Origin of the sequence: Kitasatospora fiedleri, from assembly GCF_948472415.1 — a bacterium.
In the GTDB taxonomy this organism is placed as follows: Bacteria; Actinomycetota; Actinomycetes; order Streptomycetales; family Streptomycetaceae; genus Kitasatospora; species Kitasatospora fiedleri.
Genome location: NZ_OX419519.1, coordinates 5357033 through 5376218 on the forward strand (window position 1 = coordinate 5357033; position 19186 = coordinate 5376218).

The window sequence follows — 19186 nt, forward strand, 5'->3', positions numbered from 1 at the left end:
GGGAACCCACCGCACCCGCCGGGGGAACGTGTTACACCGGATGCTCCGGCCGGGCGGGGCCCCGCCGGGAGGCACATCCGTCGACCCGGCGTCGACCGCGCGTCCGGAGCCGGACATCTGCCCGTCACGGGTGGTTCGACGGCCCCGGCGGGGAAGAAACAGGGAGGGGGCGCCTTGCAGCCCAGAGTGAACACGACCCCGGTCCCGGCACGGGATGCTGGCAAGGCGGTACGGTGGGGTCGTGACATCTCGATCCGCAGTCCGAGGAGGGAGGCACCGATGATTCTGCTCCGTCGCCTGCTGGGCGATGTGCTGCGTCGGCAGCGCCAGCGCCAGGGCCGCACACTCCGCGAGGTGTCGGCAGCTGCCAGGGTTTCGCTCGGGTACCTCTCCGAGGTCGAGCGGGGTCAGAAGGAGGCGTCCTCCGAGCTGCTCTCCGCCATCTGCGACGCGCTCGACGTGCGGATGTCGGAGGTCATGCGGGAGGTCAGCGACGAACTGTCGCTCGCCGAACTTGCGGCGATGGCGACACTCTCGGAGGGTGATCTGCTGAGGCCGGTGCTCGAACCGGTTCCGCTGCCGGCACCCGGCGTCGACCGGTCCGGGTCCATCTCGCCCAAGGCGGCGATGGACGTGGTGGCGGCCTGACCGGACCTCGTCCGCCCCGCCACCGCGGGGCGCCGGGTGAAGGAGGGCCACGATGCGGAGTGCGCGCAGTGCGCTGCTGCTCGGTGCGACGGCACTGGTCGGTCTGGGCCTGATACTGCTGCTGAGGGGCGGCACCGCGATACACGGCGGTGCCGCCCTCGGCATGCTCGCGGCCGGCTGGTGGGGGGCGGGGCTGATCCCGGTGCACACCAGGCTGGTGCCGGAACCCGGGAAACGGGGGGACACCCCGGACGCCGGGAACCCCCCGCCGCCGGGGCCGCCCGGGGCGGGGAGCCCTCCCTCGGACGGGTGAACCGCCCGCGCCCCGCCCCCGCTACCTGAGCCGGTAGCCCTTCGGGGTGGGGTGGAAACCGGCCGTTTCCAGGTGCCCGCCCAGGGGGCTGGTGAGGGCCGGGTGGCCGTTGACGCGCTCGATGGTGAGCGGCCCGGCCAGCCCGGCCAGCGCCGCGGCCAGCGCGGGGCCGTCGGTGGACCAGGCGAGCAGGGACTTGCCGCCGCGCTCCAGGTAGAGCACCAGCTCGCCGTCGACCAGGGCGACCAGCGAGCCCGCCTTGCGGCCGGGGCGGTGCGCGGCGGCGGTGCCCGCGGGCGGCTCGGGCCAGGGCAGGGCCGCGCCGTACGCGTTGGCCGGGTCGGCGGCGGCCAGCACCACGGCCTGCGGGGCCTGGTCGGGGGCGGCGGCCGTCCACTCGGTGGCCGCCGCCCGCTCCAGCCGGGAGCTGACCGAGCGCAGCCGGTCGGCGGCGCCGGCCATGGCGAACTGGGCGCCGCCCAGGCCCTCGACGAAGTAGCCGCGGCGGGCCTTGCCGCGCTCCTCGAACGCGGACAGCACCCGGTAGACGCCCGCGAAGCCGCCGGGCACCCGCTCGGCGGCCACGGTGCCGCGGGTCAGCACGCCGTGCCGGTCGAGCAGGGCCTGCGCCCGGGCGGCGGCCCGCACCGTCGGGTCCCCGTCGAGGGCGGGCAGCAGCGACCAGCGGCCCACGGTGGTCGGCGGGCCGGTGCGGGCCGCGGGGCGGGCCAGGCCGCGCCCCGCGCCGCCGTAGCGGCCGCGCGGGGTGGTGCGCGGCGCGCGGTGCGCGGTGGCCCCGGCGGTGCGGCCGGAGCCGAGCAGGCCGCGCAGCGGGGCCAGGGTGTCGTTGGTGACGTACCCGGCCCAGACCAAGTCCCACAGGGCGTCGGCGATCTCGGCGTCCGGGGTGTCGGGGACGCGCTCGGCGAGCTGGCGGAAGAACGCGCCGTAGCCGCCGGTGAGCGCCTCCAGCAGGGCGGTGTGCACCGGGCCCGGGGTGAGCGGCAGCGGCTCGGGGCGCAGCAGGTGGGCGTTCTCCGGCAGGTGCAGGCTGATCCAGCCGTCCTTGCCGGGCAGCGCGCCCGCGCCGGACCAGCCGATCTCGCCGGCCGCCGTCAGCTCGTCCAGCAGGGCGGGGGAGTAGTCGGCGAGCCGGGCGGGCAGCACGAGCTTCTCCAGGGCGGAGGCGGGCAGCGCGGTGCCCTGGAGCTGCTCGACCACCCGGTAGAGGCCGTCGGCGCCGCGCAGCCGGTGGCCGGCCAGGTGCTGCCACTGCGGGAGGAACGCGGCCAGCGCCCCGGCCGGGACGGCCTCCACCTCGTGGCGCAGGGCGGCCAGCGAGCGGCGGCGCAGGCGGCGCAGCACCTCGGTGTCGCACCACTCGGGGGCGGCGGCCGAGCCGTCCGGCCGGAACTCGCCCTGGACCAGGCGGCCGGCGGCGGTGAGGCGGTGCAGGGTGCCGGTGACCACGGCGGTGCCGAGGCCGAAGCGCTCGGCGGCGTCCTGCGCGGTGAACGGGCCGTGGGTGCGGGCGTGCCGGGCCAGCAGATCGCCCAGCGGGTCCTTGACCGGCTCGGTGAACGTCTCGGGGACGCCGACCGGCAGCGGGGTGCCGAGGGCGTCGCGCAGCCGCCCGGCGTCCTCGATCGCGGCCCAGCGCAGCGCGCCGCCGATCCGGACCTGGATCGCCCGGCGGGCGGCCTCCAGCTCCAGCGCCCACAGCGGTTCGGCGCCGCGCAGGCCCAGTTCGGCCTCGGAGAGCGGGCCGAGCAGGCGCAGCGCGTCGGCGACGCCCTCGGCGTCCTTGATCCGGCGCTCGGGGGTGAGCCGCTGGAGCTCGGCCTCCAGGTCGGCGAGGACCTGCGGGTCGAGCAGTTCGCGCAGCTCGGCCTGGCCGAGCAGCTCGGACAGCAGCCGGGAGTCCAGCGCCAGGGCGGCGGCGCGGCGCTCGGCGATCGGGGAGTCGCCCTCGTACAGGAACTGGGCGACGTAGCCGAACAGCAGGGAGCGGGCGAACGGGGACGGCTCGGGGGTGGTGACCTCGACCAGCCGCACCGCGCGGGACTCCAGGTCTCCCATCAGCTCGACCAGGCCGGGCACGTCGAACACGTCCTGCAGGCACTCGCGGACGGCCTCCAGGACGATCGGGAAGGAGCCGTACTCGGCGGCCACCTCCAGGAGTTGGGAGGCGCGCTGGCGCTGCTGCCACAGCGGGGTGCGCTTGCCGGGGCTGCGGCGGGGCAGCAGCAGGGCGCGGCCGGCGCACTCGCGGAAGCGGGCGGCGAACAGGGCGGAGCCGCCGACCTGGTCGGTGACCAGCTGCTCGATCTCGGCGGCGTCGAAGACCGCGGCGTCGGCGCCGACCGGGGCCTCGTCGGTGGGCGGGGCGTCACCGGTGGGCGGGGCGGCCGAGGGGAAGTCGCCCAGCAGGTCGGCGTCCGGCAGCCGCAGCACGATGCCGTCGTCGGCGTGCATCACCTGCGGGTCCAGGCCGTGCTTCTCGCGCAGCCGGGCGCCGATGGCCAGCGCCCACGGGGCGTGCACCTGGGCGCCGAACGGGGAGTGCACGACGATCCGCCAGTCGCCGAGCTCGTCGCGGAAGCGCTCGACCACGATGGTGCGGTCGTCGGGCAGGTGGCCGCAGGCTTCGCGCTGCTCGGCGAGGTAGGCGAGCAGGTTGGCGGCGGCCCAGTCGTCCAGGCCGGCCGCGCGCAGCCGGGCGGTGGCCGCCGCCGGCTCCAGGGCGCCGAGCTCGCGGACGAACGCGCCCAGGGCGCGGCCGAGTTCGAGCGGGCGGCCGAGGGTGTCGCCCTTCCAGAACGGGAGCCGGCCGGGGACGCCGGGGGCGGGGGTGACCAGCACCTTGTCGTGGGTGATCTCCTGGATGCGCCAGGAGGTGGTGCCCAGGGTGAAGACGTCCCCCACCCGGGACTCGTAGACCATCTCCTCGTCCAGCTCTCCGACCCGGCCGCCGCCCTTCTTCCCCGCCTTCGGATCGGACCCGGCCGCGCCCGCGATGAAGACGCCGAACAGGCCGCGGTCGGGGATGGTGCCGCCGGAGGTGACGGCCAGCCGCTGGGCGCCGGGGCGGCCGGTGACGGTGCCCGCGACGCGGTCCCAGACCAGGCGGGGGCGCAGCTCGGCGAAGGCGTCGGACGGGTAGCGGCCGGCCAGCATGTCCAGGACGCCGTCGAACGCGGACCGCGGGAGGGTGGCGAACGGGGCGGCCCGGCGGCACAGCGCGAGCAGCTCGTCGACGTCCCAGACGTCCAGCGCGGTGATCGCGACCAGCTGCTGGGCCAGCACGTCCAGCGGGTTGCGCGGGACGCGCAGGGCCTCGATGGCGCCCGCCCGCATCCGCTCGGTGACCACGGCGGACTGCACCAGGTCGCCCCGGTACTTGGGGAAGAACACGCCGCTGGAGACCGCGCCGACCTGGTGCCCGGCCCGGCCGACCCGCTGCAGGCCGGAGGCCACCGAGGGCGGGGACTCGACCTGCACCACCAGGTCGACGGCGCCCATGTCGATGCCCAGCTCCAGGCTGGAGGTGGCCACCACGGCGGGCAGCCGGCCGGCCTTCAGCTCCTCCTCCACCAGCGAGCGCTGCTCCTTGGACACCGACCCGTGGTGGGCCCGGGCCAGCAGCGGCGGGGCGCCCGCGGCCGCCCCGGAGCCGCCCATCAGCTCGGCGGGGGAGTGCGCCCCGGGCAGCGGGGCGCCGGTGGCCCGCTCGTAGGCGATCTCGTTCAGCCGGTTGCACAGCCGCTCGGCCAGGCGGCGGGAGTTGGCGAACACGATGGTCGAGCGGTGCGCCTGCACCAGGTCGACGATCCGCTCCTCGACGTGCGGCCAGATCGAGCCCTGCCGCTGCGGGTCGGTCTCCTCGGCCGGGGCGGCGGGCAGGTCGGCCAGGTCCGGGACGGGGACCACCACGGACAGGTCGAAGCGCTTGTCGCCGCCGGGTTGGACGATCGCCGCACCGCGCTGCGGGCTGAGGTAGCGGGCGACCTCCTCGACCGGGCGGACGGTGGCGGACAGGCCGATCCGGCGGGCCGGGCGCTCCAGCAGCTCGTCCAGGCGCTCCAGGCTGAGCGCCAGGTGGGCGCCGCGCTTGGTGCCGGCCACCGCGTGCACCTCGTCCAGGATCACCGTGTCGACGCCGCGCAGGGCCTCCCGGGCTGCGGAGGTGAGCAGCAGGAACAGCGACTCGGGGGTGGTGATCAGGATGTCCGGCGGCTGGGTGGCGAAGCGGCGGCGGTCGGCGGCCGGGGTGTCGCCGGAGCGGATGCCGACCCGGACCTCGGGCTCCGGCAGGCCGAGCCGGACGCTGGCCTGCCGCAGGCCGGCCAGCGGGGCCCGCAGGTTGCGCTCGACGTCGACCGCGAGGGCCTTCAGCGGGGAGACGTAGAGCACCCGGCAGCGGCGCTTCGGGTCGGCCGGGGGCGGGGTGGCGGCCAGCCGGTCCAGTGCGGAGAGGAAGGCCGCCAGCGTCTTGCCGGAGCCGGTCGGGGCGACCACCAGCACGTCCGTCCCGAGCCCGATCGCCGACCAGGCGCGGGACTGCGCCTCGGTGGGCGCGGCGAACGCGCCCGTGAACCAGGCCCGGGTGGCCGGGGCGAAGCCGTGCAGCGGGTCAGCGTCGGAGGAGGCCATGACCCCATGGTGCCCCGACACGCTGACAGGTCACGGAACGGTCACCGTCTGACCCAACCCCGCGCAGCAAATCGTACAAATCGCCCATATGGTGAGGAACCGGACCCGATCCCGGTGTTCGGCCCTGCCTGACGAGCGGAGAGCGTGCGATGGAGCAGGTGAGCCAGGCCCCCGGCAGCACCCCCGCCCCCCGCCGGCGCCGCAGCGTCCGGGTGCTCGGCGCGACGCTGCTCACCGGACTGCTGCTCGGCGGCGCCGTCCCCTACGTCACCGGCACCGGCGACACCTACCTCAGCTACCTGGTGCTGGACGAGCGCACCGACGCCCAGGGCGCCGAGCACGCCGGCGACCAGGCCCGGGCGGTCGGCGGCAAGGTCGTCCAGGACTACCCGCAGATCGGCGCGGTGCTCGCCTACGCCGGGCCCCGGTTCGCCGAGAAGCTGCGCGGACGGCCCGGGATAGCCGCCGTCGGCGCCACCCGCACCGTCCCGGTGCCCTCCCCGCCCCGGCCGCTGGCCGGCGCCGCCTTCGACACCGGCACCGGCACCGCCGCCGCCCGGCCCGGCGCGCTGCCGCTCGGGGACGCGGAGCGGACCGCCGCGCGCGGTACGGCGGGTACGGGCGGGGGCGCGGGGGCGGCCGTCGAGACCGTCGAGGGGGCCGACGACTCCACCGCCACCGTGCCCGACCCCGGCGAGCAGTCCGACTGGAACCTCGCCATGATCGGCGCCCTCGACCGCCCCGCCGGGCGGGGCGCCGCCCTGCTGCGCCCGCCGGTCGCCGACCGGGCCGGGCCGACCTCCGCCGACCGGGCCGGCGCGCTGCCCACCGCCCAGCAGCTGTCCAAGGTCACCGTCGCCGTCCTGGACTCCGGCGTCGACGACACCCACCCCGACCTGCGGGCCGCCGTCGACCCGGCCGCCTCCGCGTCCTGCGCCGACGGCCGCCCCGACTCCCGCAGCGGCGCCTGGCGGCCCGACGACGCGATCAACGAGAGCGGCCACGGCACCCACGTCGCCGGGATCGTCGGCGCCGCCCGCGACGGCCACGGCGTCACCGGCGTCGCCCCCGGCGTGCGGATCGCCGCCGTCCGGCTGCTCGGACCGCTCGGGCAGTACTACACCGAGAACATCGTCTGCGGCATGCTCTGGGCCGCCGACCACGGCGCCCGCGCGATCAACGACAGCTACTTCGCCGACCCGTGGAAGTACAACTGCCCCGAGGACGCCGACCAGGCCGCGCTGGCCGCCGCCGTCGGCCGGGCCGTCGCCTACGCCCAGCGCAAGGGCGCCGTGGTGGTCGCCTCGGCCGGCAACGACGGCCAGGACCTGAACGCCGGACGCACCGACCAGCGCAGCCCCAACGACCGCACCACCGGCCCCCCGGACGACCGGCAGCTCGGCACCGAGTGCATCCGGCTGCCCGGCGAACTGCCCGGCGTGGTCACCGTCACCGCCGTCGACCGCAACGGCCTGCCCGCCGGGTACAGCAACTACGGGCGCGGCAAGGTCTCCATCGCCGCCCCCGGCGGCGACCCCGACGGCGGCACCCAGGGCGCGATCGTCTCCGACTGGCCCGGCGGCCGGTACGCCGCGCTGGCCGGCACCTCGATGTCCGCCGCGCACGTCACCGGCGCGGTCGCCGTGGTCGCCGCCCAGCACCCCGACTGGAGCCCCGACCGGATCGCCGCCGCGCTGGCCCTGGCCGCCGACCAGGGCTGCACCACGACCCTGCCGCTCGGCTGCCAGGACCGCGACTTCTACGGCGCCGGCCTGCTCACCCTGCCGACGGGCTGACCACCGCCCCGGGGCGGGCGGCCGGTGCCCGATACTGGGGCGCATGAGGCTGACCGAGTTCTGGCGACGGATGCACGAGCACTTCGGCGAGGCGTACGCGGAGTCCTTCGCCCAGGACCACGTGATGGGCGAGCTCGGCGGCCGCACCGTCCGGCAGGCGCTGGACGCCGGGTGGGAGGCCAAGGACGTGTGGCGGGTGGTCTGCGCCACGCAGGGGGTGTCGCCGCAACTGAGGTGAGATTATTCGCGCCGGAGTGGGTGAGACTGTCCCGGTGGCGAGCAGCGCAGAGAACCCCGACCCGACCGGCGACCCGGCCCCCGACACCGCGCCCGGCACCACGGCCCGGGCAGCCGACGCGGCGGAAGCCGCCGACACCGCGAGGGCGGGCGCCGGGAGCCCGGGCGCCGAGGGGGCGGACACGGTGGCCGCCCGGCTGCTGCGCCGGGCCGAGCTCGGCGGCGGCGCGATGCCCCGCTGGCTGCCCAGGGCGCTGCTGCTGGCGCTGCTCGGGGTCGGACTGTTCCAGCTCGCCGACTGGGCCTTCCACCAGCTGATCGACCTGTTCGTGATGCTACTGGTGGCGTTCTTCCTGTCGCTGGCGATGGAGCCCGCCGTCGACCGGATGGCCGCCCGGGGGGTGCGCCGGGGCCTCGGCACCTTCCTGGTGTTCATCGGCCTGTTCATCGCCGCCGCCGGCTTCCTGGCCTCGCTCGGCACCCTGCTGGTCGACCAGATCACCCAGATCGCCGGGAAGCTCCCGCAGCTGCTCCAGGACCTGATCAACTGGATCAACCACACCTTCCACACCGACCTGTCGCTCGACCAGCTCCAGCACCAGGTGCTCAAGGACTCCGGGACGATCGAGAAGTACGCCCAGCAGGCCGCCGACAACGTCTGGGGCGTCACCGGCACCGTCATCGGCGGGCTGTTCCAGGCGTTCACCGTCGGCCTGTTCACCTTCTACTTCACCGCCGAGGGCCCCCGGGTGCGGCGCACCGTCTGCTCGCTGCTGCCGCCCTCCAAGCAGGGCGAGGTGCTGCGGGCCTGGGAGATCGCGCTCGCCAAGACCGGCGGCTACCTCTACTCCCGGGCGCTGCTCGCGCTGATCTCCGCGCTCGCGCACTGGGCGTTCTTCGCGATCATCGGGCTGCCGTACGCCGCCGCGCTGGCCGTCTGGGTCGGCGTCATGTCGCAGTTCGTGCCGACCATCGGCACCTACCTGGCCGGCGCGCTGCCGGTCCTGGTCGGGCTGACCGTGCGGCCGGTGGACGCGCTGTGGGTGCTGGCCTTCGTGACCGTCTACCAGCAGATCGAGAACTACCTGCTGCACCCGCGGATCACCGCGAAGACGGTCGACGTGCACCCCGCCGTCGCGTTCGGCGCGGTGATCGCCGGGGCCGCGCTGCTCGGCGCGGTCGGCGCGCTGATCGCCATCCCGGTCGCGGCCACCCTGCAGGGCTTCGTCGGGACGTACGTGCGCCGCTACGAGGTCGAGGACGACCCGCGGATCGACCACGGCGAGGAGCGGCGCGAACGGCGGCGGCACACCGTGCGGCGGCTGCGGCGGATGGTGTCGGGCGGCGCGGGGCGCTCGGGCGGCTCGGGCGGTTCCGACGGCGCCGGTGGTTCGAGCGGCTCGAGCGGCTCGAGCGGCTCGGACGGCTCGGGCGGCTCAGGTGGTTCGAGTGCGGACGGTGCCGGTGGGGGAAGGTCGGACGGGGAGCGGCGGGAGGAACCGCCGGGGGAGTGACCGGGCGGGTAAGCGTTTCGCGCCTCCTCCGGGCTCTGGACGGGTGAGGAGGTGTTCACGGGAGAAGAGACGCGGAGCGGCCCGGAGCAGGATTTCCGGGCGTTCATCGTGGGGGCGTGGCCCTGGCTGCTGCGGACGGCGTACCTGCCGACCGGCGACCGGCACGCGGCGGAGGACCTCGCGCAGTTCGCCGCGGAGCGGACCTGCGCGGCCTGGACGAAGGTCCGCCGGGCCGACGACCCGCACAGCTACGTGCGCCGGATCATGGTCAACCAGCACGCCCGCCGCCGGCGCCGCCGGCCCCCGGAGGTGCTGGTGGAGGCCGTGCCGGACACGGCCGGGCCCGAGGACGGGTACGCCAGGTCGGACCGGCGCCGGGAGCTGATGGCGGCCCTCGCGACGCTGCCGGTCCGGCAGCGGCAGGCCGTGGTGCTGCGGCACTGGGAGGACCTGAGCGACAGCCAGGCGGCAGCGGCGATGGGGTGCTCGGCCGGGGCCGTGCGCAGCCACGCCGCCAAGGGGATAGCCCGGCTGCGGGAGACCGCGGGCCTGGGGGAACCGAAGGACATGACACGGATCGGGGGTGCGGTGTGACCACGGGTGGCAACGGAACGCGGGGGGACGGCGAGATGTGGGTCGAGCTCGGGCTCGCCGGAGCCGCGGCGCAGGTGCCGATCGGGCCGGTCCCGGTCGAGGGCATCGAGGCCGGGGGGCGGCGGCTCCGCCGGCGCCGCCGGACCGCGGTCGGAGCGCTCGCGCTGGCCTCGGTGGTGGTCCTGGGCGGCGGCGCGGCGGCCGGACTGCACGCCGGACCGGCCGGTGCGCGCACCGCGCAGTCGATCGGCCCGGCCGGCACCGGAGGCGACGGCGGCCCGGCCGCCGCGTCCCCGTCGGCCGCGTCCCCGTCGGCCGCGTCCTCGTCGGCCGTCCCCCGGGACCCGCTCACGCCCGTCCGGACGGTGATCGGGCAGGGCGTCGTGGACGGCAAGGAGTGGAAGCTCTGGGAGGCGCTCTGGCCGGTCGCCCCGCAGGAGCGGGCGTACGAGCAGGCGGTCGCGGTCTGGCAGGAGCGCAGCGCCGTCGACCCCTCGCTGGACCGGCCCACGGAGGCGTACGTCCAGCAGTACTGGCAGCCTAACGAGGACGTCGTCAACACCTACGCGACCCTGGACGGGGTCCGGCAGAAGTACGACGAGCAGGGCGGCTACCCGGCCCCCGGGCACTTGGAGCCGGGGATGGGGACCACCTTCAGCGGCGGCACGATGGCCGCCCGGACCAAGGGCGACCACCCCGGGCCGCTGCCGGTCGCGCTCGCCGTGATGGCGTTCGGCCCGGACATCGCCAAGGTGGTGGTGACCTGGGACGACGGCACCACCTCCGAACCGCCGCTGGTCACCGTCGGCGACTCCCCGTACCGGCGGATGGTGGTGCCGGAGCAGAGCGGGAAGCGGGCCGTGTCCTGGCAGTTCTTCGACAGGGCCGGCACCGAGGTGCCGAACGCGGGGGAGGACATGCTGAGTTGAGCCCCCTGCGGCCGGTGCCCCGCGGACGCCTGGCGCCGGCCGTGCGCGGGTGGGCGGTCAGGGCAGCAGGACGGTGCGCACGCCCGGGGCCTCGGGGGCGGTCCACACCGCCTCCACGTCGGCGAGCGGCGCGGTCCGGGCGGGGACGGTGAGCCGGCCGTGGTCGATCTCCTCGATCAGGGAGGGCAGTTCGGCCAGGTAGGCGCGGGTGGAGACGGCGCCCTGGCCGTTGCCCCGCAGGCGCAGGTCGGCCGAGCGCAGCAGGACCGAGGGCAGGTCGAGCGAGGGGCCCGCCACCGAGCCGATCTGCACCCAGTCCAGCGTCCGGCTCCGGTCCGACCTGGCCCGCAGCAGGGCCGACATCGCGGCGGCGGCCGGCTCGCCCCACAGGTAGTCGAGCACCACGTCCACCTCGGCGGCGGCCTCCGCCAGGGCCGCCGCGGTGGTGTCGGCGTCGGCGGTGAGCGCGACGGCCGCGTCCGCCCCCAGGCCGGGCAGGGCCGCCAGCCGCTCCGGATCGCGGCCGGCGCCCACCACCCGGCCGGCCCCGAGGCGCCCGGCGACCTGGACCGCCATCCGCCCGGCGTTGCCGGTCGCGCCCAGCACCAGGACCGACTGCCCCGGTCGGAGCGGGACGCGGCGGCGCAGCGCCACCCAGGACGACATCGCGGGGTTCATCGCGGCCGCGATCCGCACCGGGTCCGTGCCCTCGGGCAGCGGGATGCTGCGGCGGGTATCGATGACGGTGCGGGTGGCCATCGGGCCGACTAGGTCGTCGTCGGCGACGAAGTACACCGCGGTGCCGTCCGCGCGGCGGCCGACGCCGTCGACGCCGGGGACCATCGGGAGCCGCCCGGTGCTGGTGTAGTGCCGTCCGGACGCGCCGGTGCGCACCCGGGGGTGCAGGCCGACGGCGAGGACGTCGACCAGCGCGTGGTCCTCGTCGGTCGGCGCCGGGAGGTCGAAGGGGCGGTAGCGGGGCGAGCGGTCGAACGAGTCGACGACGGCGGCGCGGATCTCCACGGGGTGCCTCCAGGGGTTGGTTTGTGCCACGTACCAAAAGTAGTACGTGGCGCAAACCTTTTCAACTATGATCGGGCCCATGACTTCCTCCGAGGGCGCCCGGCCCGCCTCCGCCTCCGCCCCTGCTTCCGCTCCTGCCTCCGCCTCCGCCTCGGCCTCAGCCTCCGCCTCCGTGGCGGACCTCGGCCTGGTCGACGGACTGGCCCAGCTCACCTTCCTCGTCCACGGCGCCCTGGCCGAGATCGCGGCCCGGCAGGACCTGTCGATGATCCAGGTCCGGCTGCTCGGCGTGCTCCGCGACCGCGAGCCCGCCATGCGGGAACTGGGCCGGCTGCTGGGTCTGGACAAGTCCTCGGTCACCGGCCTGGTCGACCGGGCGCAGCGCCGCGGCCTGGTGGTCCGCGAGGCCAGCGCCACCGACCGCCGCTCCTACCGGGTCTCCGCCACCCCCGCGGGGCGGGAGCTCGCGGAGCGGGTCGCGGCGGAGTTCGCCGAGCGGATCGACGCCTTCGCGGCGGCGCTGACCGGGGACGAGCGGCGCCTGCTGGCCGGACTGGCCACCCGGGTCGTCACGGCGGACGCCCACCGGCACGGCGTCGACCTGCGGACCGGGGGGAGCTGAGCGGGGGCGGTGGGCGCCGGGAAGGGGCGGCTGCCCGGCTGCCCGGCGGGCGCGGAGCGGTCCGGCAGGTGGCCGGGGGCGCGGGCTCGGGCCTGGGCGGGGTCCGCGCCTCGGTGGGTGTCGAGGCGGGGCCGGGCTTCGGCGGGTGCTGAAGTGGGGCCCGGGTTCGGGCCGTTGGGCGGGGCCCGCGGCCGGGCGGGGGTGCCGGGCGGGTCAGGCGAAGGGGCCCTCGGTGGTGAAGCGGCGCAGGTGGCGGGCGAAGTCCTCGGCCTCGCCCGGCGGCCAGTCGGCGAGGCCCTCGGTGATGCGTGCGGTCAGGCGGCGGCGGAGTTCCGCGACGGCCTGTTCGCCCTGCGGGGTCAGGACCAGCAGGTGGGCGCGGCGGTCGGCCGGGTCCGGCTCGCGGCGGATCAGGCCCGCCTCCTCCAGGCGGGAGGCCCGGCGGGTGGTGCCGGAGCGGTCCAGCCCGATCTCGGGCGCCAGGTCGGCGGCGCTGTGCGGGCCGGTACGGGCCAGTGCGCTGAGGACCGGGTAGGTCAGCTCGTCCAGGGCCGGCCCCAGGCCCTCGGTCAGCTGCCGGTGCAGCCGGACCCGGGTGGTGCGGCGGAGCAGGACGCCGAGTGCTTCGGCGATGGCGGTGCCCGTGTCGTTCTCCATGTCCGCCAGATTAGCGTGCGCAGCGCACGCTTTTTCGGCCCAGATGCGTGCGTCGCGCACGCATCTGGGCTAGAGTCCTGAAAGAAGCGTGCGCCGCGCACGCATTTCGATCCGCATCGACGGAAGGACCCCGCCATGACCCGCACCGGCATCGAGGCCGCGCTCACCGACCTCCTGCTCGACCGCGACCTCACCGTCGCCGAGGCCGCCGACCGCCACTTCGCCCCCGACTACCGCCAGCGCACCGACGGCGAGTGGGCCGACCGCGCGCAGTTCGTCGACCACATCTCGCACCTGCGCGGCGTCGTCGCCGGGGGCCGGTTCGAGGTCCACGAGGAGCTGCGCGACGGCGACCGCTACGCGGACCGGCACACCGCGCACCTGGTCAAGACCGACGGCTCCACCGTGAGCATGGAGGTCTACGTGTTCGCCGACCTGGCGGCGGACGGCCGGTTCCGCCGGATCGAGGAGACCACCCTGCTGCTGGAGGGGGCCGAGGCCGACCGGGGCATGGGCAGCGCCCGCTGAGTCGGGACGGGGCGGGGCCGCGCCGCGCCGCACCGGACGGCGCGGCGCGGCGCGGCCCCGGAGTGGGCCGGTGAGGTGCGACACTAGAATCGAACAGATGTTCTTTGTACTCTTCGGCGCGGAGTTTTCCACAGGCCGAGCCCGTCCGGGGCCGATTGTCGGTGGGACGCGCTAGCGTCGGTGACGATGAAGCGCACAGGACAGAACCCGAGGGTGGAAGCCATGGCAGGAACGGACCGCGAGAAGGCCCTTGAGGCCGCACTCGCCCAAATCGAGCGACAGTTCGGCAAGGGCTCGGTGATGCGCCTCGGCGAGAAGGCGAACGAGCCGGTCGAGGTGATCTCCACCGGCTCCACCGCCCTCGACGTGGCGCTCGGCGTGGGTGGCATCCCGCGCGGCCGCGTGGTCGAGATCTACGGCCCCGAGTCCTCCGGCAAGACCACCCTGACCCTCCACCTCGCCGCCAACGCGCAGCGGGCCGGCGGCACCGTCGCCTTCGTCGACGCCGAGCACGCGCTCGACCCCGAGTACGCCAAGAAGCTCGGCGTGGACACCGACGCCCTGCTGGTCAGCCAGCCGGACACCGGCGAGCAGGCGCTGGAGATCACCGACATGCTGATCCGCTCCGGCGCGATCGACCTGGTGATCATCGACTCGGTGGCCGCGCTGGTGCCGCGCGCCGAGATCGAGGGCGAGATGGGCGACTCGCACGTCGGCCTCCAGGCCCGGCTGATGAGCCAGGCGCTGCGCAAGATCGCCGGCGCGCTGAACCAGTCGAACACCACCGCGATCTTCATCAACCAGCTGCGCGAGAAGATCGGCGTGATGTTCGGCTCGCCGGAGACCACCACCGGTGGGCGCGCGCTCAAGTTCTACGCCTCGGTCCGCCTCGACATCCGGCGGATCGAGACCCTGAAGGACGGCACCGAGGCGGTCGGCAACCGCACCCGCGTCAAGGTGGTCAAGAACAAGGTCGCCGCGCCGTTCAAGCAGGCCGAGTTCGACATCCTCTACGGCGTCGGCATCAGCCGCGAGGGCGGCCTGATCGACATGGGCGTGGAGCACGGCTTCATCCGGAAGTCCGGTGCCTGGTACACCTACGAGGGCGACCAGCTCGGCCAGGGCAAGGAGAACGCCCGCAACTTCCTGCGCGACAACCCGCAGCTGGCCGACGAGATCGAGGCCAAGATCAAGGGCAAGCTGGGCATCGGCCCGAAGCCGCCCGTCGTCGAGGGCGAGGCCCCCGCGGCGGAGGTCCCGGCCGTGGTCCCGGCCGCGGCGGCCCCCGCGAAGGCCGCGGCCAAGAAGACGGCGGCCGCTGCCAAGAGCTGATCCGTTGACACGCCACCAGCAGCACGACCACCCGGCACCGGGTCCGTCCGAGGACGGGCCCGGTGCGGGCGTTCCCGGGGACACCGGCGACCACGGGAGCGGGGACGGCCCGCCGGACTGGTTCGCGGCCGTCGCGGGGGAAGAGGAGGAGCCGGTGCCGGAGTCGGACGGCCCGCCGGACTGGTTCGCGGCGGCGGCCGAGGAACCGGCGGCTCCGGTGGGGGAGTTGCCCGGGCTGGTGCGGGCGTCCGAGCTGCCCGGGGGCAGGCGGCGACGGCGCAGCGCGCTGGGGGAGCTGTCGGCCGCGGAGCCGGCGGCGGCGGAGCGGCCGCGGGCCCGGCGGCGCACCAAGGCCGAACGCGGGGAGACCGGGCGTGGTGAGACCGCACGCGCGGAGACCGGGCGCGCGGAGGGCGAACGGACCGGTGGCGACGGGGAGTCGCGGTCGGGACGGCGCGGGCGGGCGCGGGCCGCCGAGCCGGTCGGCGATCCGGCGGACCGGGCCCGGGACATCTGCCTGCGGCTGCTCACCGGGGCCGCCAAGTCCCGCAAGCAGCTGGCCGACGCGCTGCGCCGCAAGGAGATCCCGGACGAGGTGGCCGAGCAGGTGCTGTCCCGGCTGGAGGAGGTCGGGCTGATCGACGACGCCGCCTTCGCCGAAGCCTGGGTGGAGTCCCGGCACGCGGTGCGCGGGCTGTCCCGGCGGGCGCTGGCGCAGGAGTTGCGGACCAAGGGCGTCGTCGGGGAGGCCGCCGAGCGGGCCCTGCTCCAGGTGGACGCCGAGGACGAGTCGGAGGCCGCCCGGGCGTTGGCGGCCCGGAAGTTGCGCTCCACCGCCGGGCTGGACCGGGACGTCCGGATTCGGCGGCTGGTCGGGGTGCTGGCCCGGCGCGGCTACGCCGAGGGCCTGGCGTACCGGGTGGTCCGGGAGGCGCTGGACGCGGAAGGCGCCGACGGCGCGGAGGAGGGTGCGGAGGACTGGGCGGACGCGGACGACTGACCACGGGCAGGGGCCGCGGGCCGCGGGACGAGACGTGGTGCGGTGCGATGTGATGACTGGTGATCAGATCGCCGGAGCCAATTCTCGATCGCATCTTGACCGTTTCGTAACCTCGGCCTAGCCTCACACTCAGTGGCAGGACGATCGCGGAGGTCGCCTCGGCGGTAGCGTGAGCAGGACGGGGAGTGGCCGGATGGGCATCGCTCAGGGCACCGAAACGGGTTCCTCCCTGCTGCTGGCGGCCGGAGTGCTGATCGGCGCCCTGGTGCTGGTGCTGGCCGCCGGGTTCCTGATGCTCCGGCAGCGCCGGGCCGAACTCGACCGCCGCGAGGAGCGGTTGACCTCCGAACTGCACCGCCTGCACGCGCACGAGGACGAACTCGCCGCCCGCGCCGCCGACGCCGAGCGGGTGCGCGACGAACTAGCCGACCAGGCCGTGGAGAACCGCCTGCTGCTGGAGCGCACCGCCGGGCTGACCGCCGCCCAGGCCCGTGAGGAGATCGTCCGGGCCGCCGAGTCGGAGGCCCGCCGGGAAGCCGCGCTGAGCGTCCGGGAGATCGAGCGGCGGGCGGTCACCGAGGGCGAGGGCCGGGCCCGGGAGATCATCGCCTCGTCCGTCCAGCGGCTGGCCGCCGAGCACACCGCCGACACCGTGGTCACCACCCTGCGGCTGCCCAGCGAGGACATGAAGGGCCGGGTGATCGGGCGCGAGGGCCGCAACATCCGCGCCTTCGAGGCCGTCACCGGCGTCAACCTGATCGTCGACGACACCCCCGGACTGGTGCAGCTCTCCTGCTTCGACCCGGTCCGCCGGGAGAGCGCCCGGCTCACCCTGGAGGCGCTGCTGGTCGACGGGCGCATCCACCCGGCGCGGATCGAGGAGGCGCACGAGCGCAGCCGGGCCGAGGTCGAGCGGCTCTGCGTCCGGGCCGGGGAGGACGCGCTGCTCACCGTCGGGATCGGCGCGAGCGGCGAGATGTCGCCCGAACTGGTCCGCACGCTGGGCACGTTGCGCTACCGCACCTCGTACGGGCAGAACGTGCTCGGGCACCTGGTGGAGTCCGCGCACCTGGCCGGGATGATGGCCGCGGAGCTCGGCGTCGACCCCGAGCAGGTGCGCCGGGCCGCGCTGCTGCACGACATCGGCAAGGCGCTCAGCCACCGGGTGCCGGGCAGTCACGCCGCGATCGGCGCGGAGTTCGCCCGTCGGCACGGCGAGGCGGAGGAGGTCGTGCACGCGATAGCGGCGCACCACGGCGAGATCGAGGCGAAGACCGTCGAGGCGGTGCTCACCCAGGCCGCCGACGCCTGCTCGGCCGGGCGGCCGGGCGCGCGCAAGGAGTCGGTGGAGGCGTACGTCCGCCGGCTGGAGCGGCTGGAGGAGATCGCCCGGGCGCACGAGGGCGTCACCAAGGTCTACGCGATGCAGGCCGGCCGGGAGGTCCGGGTCATGGTGCAGCCGGAGGCGGTGGACGACCTGCGGGCGCAGGAGATCGCCAAGGAGGTCGCCCGGCAGGTCCGGGAGGAGCTGACCTACCCGGGGCAGATCCGGATCACGGTGGTGCGGGAGTCGCGGGCGACCGAGGTCGCCCGCTAGGACCCGTCTTCGAACCCCCGCCGTCGGACCCCGGCGCGAGGGAGGCCGGTCAGCCCTTGGTCCGTTCCTGCTCCAGGCCCGGCTTGGGGGTGAGCGGGGCGGTCAGGGCGTGCAGGGTCTCGGGCTGGAGGCCGGGGGTGGTGCCCAGCAGGTGGCCGTCGGGGCGGATCAGCAGGACGGTGTGCGGGGTGGCGCCGGGGTAGCCGTCGGTGACCAGGACCTCGGTGGGGACGGGGAGGGCGGCGGCGAGTTCGGCGAGGCGGGGCATCAGGCCGGCGCCGAGCCAGTGCTCGGCGGACCAGACGGTGGTGCCGGGGGCGACCAGGACCAACAGGAACGGGCCGCCGAGGCGGGCCCGGAGGGTGTCCGCGGCGCCGTCGGCGGTGACCACCGGGAGGTCGGGGACCAGGACGCCGGGGGCGGTGGCCGGGAGCTGCTCGGTGAGCGAGGTGCCGCGGCCGGCGCCGCGCTGCTCGGGGACGCGGGGGACGACGCCGGAGGGCGCGGCCGGGTAGGCGGGGGCGCCGCCGAAGCGGCCGGTGCCGAGCTGGCCGTCGGCGAGCAGCGGGGCGTGCTTGCGGAAGGAGCCGGAGATCAGCGCCCGCCGGGTCTCGGCCCAGCCGCGCAGCGGGCGCAGCAGCGGCATGCTCTGGTCGACGGCGCGCAGCCGGGCGCCGACCGCGCCGCGGCGCTCGGCCTCGTAGCCGTCCAGCAGGGCGCGGTCGGCGCGCTCGGTGCCGGGGGGCAGGTGCCAGGCGAGGGCGAGTCGCCAGGCGAGGTTGTCGGCGTCGCGCAGGCCGTCGGCGAGGTTCTGCATGCCGAGGGCGCCGTGCAGGTGGGCGGCGTCGCCGGCGAGGAAGCAGCGGCCGGTGCGGAAGCGGCCGGCCAGCCGCTGCTGGTAGGTGTGGTCGGCGGCGGCCAGCAGCTGGTGGGGCGGGAGTTCGCCGCACCAGCCGGTGAGCGCGGCGGTGACCCGGGTGAGCAGGGTGTCGCCGGTGACGATGCCGGGCCAGGTGGCGTGCGGGTCGACGGGCTCGGTGGGCTGGGGGCGGCCTGGGGGCAGCCGCCAGTCGAGCCGCCACAGGCCGTCGGGCAGCGGGCGGGCGGAAGCTTCGCGGTCGCCGCGCCACGGGGGTTCGCGATGCAGCCGGGCCTCGCCGGGGAAGGGGAGGTCGACCCGGACGGTGGCGACGGCGTGCCGGTCGACGGCGGGCCGGCCGGGGAAGCGCACCTTGAGCAGCTTGCGGACGGTGGAGCGGGCGCCGTCGCAGCCGACCAGGTGGCTGCCGTGCCACCAGGCGTCCTCCCCGGCGGAGGTGGTGCGGACCGCCACCCCGTCGCGGTCCTGGGCGAGTTCGACCACCCGGTGGCGCGGCAGCAGGCGGATCAGCGGGGCGGCGGCGACGGCGTCGCGCAGGCCGCGCTGCAGGCGGTGCTGGGCGAGGTGCAGGACGGGTTCGGCGTCCAGCGGCAGGCGCAGCACCTCGGCCCGGCGGCGCCAGACGGTGAAGGCGTCCCAGCGGGCGGCGTCGGAGACCACCCGGGTGTAGCCGATCCGGGCCAGGAAGGCGGCGGTGTCGCCGCCGAGCACGACGGTGCGGGGGCTTTCCGGGCTCACGCCGGTGCCCTCGTCCAGGACGGTGCTGGGCACGTCGTTGCGGGCCAGGGCGAGGGCCAGGGCGAGACCGACCGGCCCGGCCCCGACGATGATCACCGCGTCCATGCCGGGGCCTTCGGGCGGGC

General features: G+C 76.0%; 15 protein-coding genes. 11 read left to right on the forward strand and 4 right to left on the reverse strand.

Annotated elements, in window-relative coordinates:
- The first annotated feature begins 279 nt into the window (after window positions 1-279).
- Entirely contained in the window at window positions 280-648 is a 369-nt protein-coding gene (locus QMQ26_RS24545; protein WP_030457965.1) for a helix-turn-helix domain-containing protein, read from the forward strand.
- A gap of 334 nt (window positions 649-982) precedes the next feature.
- Here QMQ26_RS24545 and QMQ26_RS24550 read toward each other — a convergent pair whose 3' ends face one another.
- On the reverse strand, window positions 983-5614 hold the full coding sequence (locus tag QMQ26_RS24550; protein ID WP_282202700.1) for an ATP-dependent helicase: 4632 nt from the start codon (window positions 5612-5614) through the stop codon (window positions 983-985).
- A 149-nt stretch (window positions 5615-5763) separates the two neighbouring features.
- Here QMQ26_RS24550 and QMQ26_RS24555 point away from each other — a divergent pair, with 149 nt between their 5' ends.
- Genes QMQ26_RS24555 through QMQ26_RS24575 form a run of 5 tightly spaced genes read left to right on the forward strand, consistent with a single transcriptional unit; the run spans window position 5764 to window position 10684 of the window.
- A complete protein-coding gene (locus tag QMQ26_RS24555) occupies window positions 5764-7410 on the forward strand; it encodes a S8 family serine peptidase (protein ID WP_282202701.1) in 1647 nt (548 codons plus the stop codon).
- 43 nt (window positions 7411-7453) lie between these two features.
- A complete protein-coding gene (locus QMQ26_RS24560; protein WP_100840424.1) occupies window positions 7454-7648 on the forward strand; it encodes a DUF3046 domain-containing protein in 195 nt (64 codons plus the stop codon).
- A 34-nt stretch (window positions 7649-7682) separates the two neighbouring features.
- Window positions 7683-9161, forward strand: coding sequence for an AI-2E family transporter (locus QMQ26_RS24565; protein ID WP_318552038.1), 1479 nt, complete (start codon window positions 7683-7685; stop codon window positions 9159-9161).
- Window positions 9162-9212: 51 nt separating this feature from the next.
- Window positions 9213-9755, forward strand: coding sequence for a SigE family RNA polymerase sigma factor (locus tag QMQ26_RS24570; RefSeq protein ID WP_282202702.1), 543 nt, complete (start codon window positions 9213-9215; stop codon window positions 9753-9755).
- A 35-nt stretch (window positions 9756-9790) separates the two neighbouring features.
- Window positions 9791-10684, forward strand: a complete 894-nt coding sequence (locus tag QMQ26_RS24575) for a hypothetical protein (protein ID WP_282202703.1) — start codon at window positions 9791-9793, stop codon at window positions 10682-10684.
- A gap of 57 nt (window positions 10685-10741) precedes the next feature.
- Here QMQ26_RS24575 and QMQ26_RS24580 read toward each other — a convergent pair whose 3' ends face one another.
- Window positions 10742-11707, reverse strand: a complete 966-nt coding sequence (locus QMQ26_RS24580) for a quinone oxidoreductase family protein (RefSeq protein WP_282202704.1) — start codon at window positions 11705-11707, stop codon at window positions 10742-10744.
- A gap of 79 nt (window positions 11708-11786) precedes the next feature.
- Here QMQ26_RS24580 and QMQ26_RS24585 point away from each other — a divergent pair, with 79 nt between their 5' ends.
- Window positions 11787-12329 carry a MarR family winged helix-turn-helix transcriptional regulator gene (locus QMQ26_RS24585; protein ID WP_282202705.1) on the forward strand — a complete coding sequence of 181 codons (543 nt, stop codon included), beginning with the start codon at window positions 11787-11789 and terminating at the stop codon, window positions 12327-12329.
- A gap of 213 nt (window positions 12330-12542) precedes the next feature.
- Here the strand turns inward: QMQ26_RS24585 and QMQ26_RS24590 are convergent, their stop codons facing one another.
- Window positions 12543-12986, reverse strand: coding sequence for a MarR family winged helix-turn-helix transcriptional regulator (locus QMQ26_RS24590; protein ID WP_282202706.1), 444 nt, complete (start codon window positions 12984-12986; stop codon window positions 12543-12545).
- A 135-nt stretch (window positions 12987-13121) separates the two neighbouring features.
- On the opposite strand from QMQ26_RS24590, the gene QMQ26_RS24595 reads away from it, so the two are divergent.
- From QMQ26_RS24595 to rny, 4 genes are all read left to right on the forward strand, one after another.
- Window positions 13122-13514 carry a nuclear transport factor 2 family protein gene (locus tag QMQ26_RS24595; RefSeq protein ID WP_282202707.1) on the forward strand — a complete coding sequence of 131 codons (393 nt, stop codon included), beginning with the start codon at window positions 13122-13124 and terminating at the stop codon, window positions 13512-13514.
- Window positions 13515-13736: 222 nt separating this feature from the next.
- A complete protein-coding gene (recA, locus tag QMQ26_RS24600) occupies window positions 13737-14846 on the forward strand; it encodes a recombinase RecA (protein ID WP_100840417.1) in 1110 nt (369 codons plus the stop codon).
- Between the two features lie 4 nt (window positions 14847-14850).
- Window positions 14851-15846, forward strand: coding sequence for a regulatory protein RecX (locus QMQ26_RS24605; RefSeq protein WP_282202708.1), 996 nt, complete (start codon window positions 14851-14853; stop codon window positions 15844-15846).
- A 193-nt stretch (window positions 15847-16039) separates the two neighbouring features.
- Window positions 16040-17443 (forward strand): ribonuclease Y, encoded by a 1404-nt coding sequence (gene rny / locus QMQ26_RS24610; protein WP_282202709.1) that lies wholly within the window; start codon window positions 16040-16042, stop codon window positions 17441-17443.
- Between the two features lie 49 nt (window positions 17444-17492).
- Here rny and QMQ26_RS24615 read toward each other — a convergent pair whose 3' ends face one another.
- Window positions 17493-19166, reverse strand: coding sequence for an FAD-dependent monooxygenase (locus QMQ26_RS24615; RefSeq protein WP_282202710.1), 1674 nt, complete (start codon window positions 19164-19166; stop codon window positions 17493-17495).
- Window positions 19167-19186 lie beyond the last annotated feature (20 nt).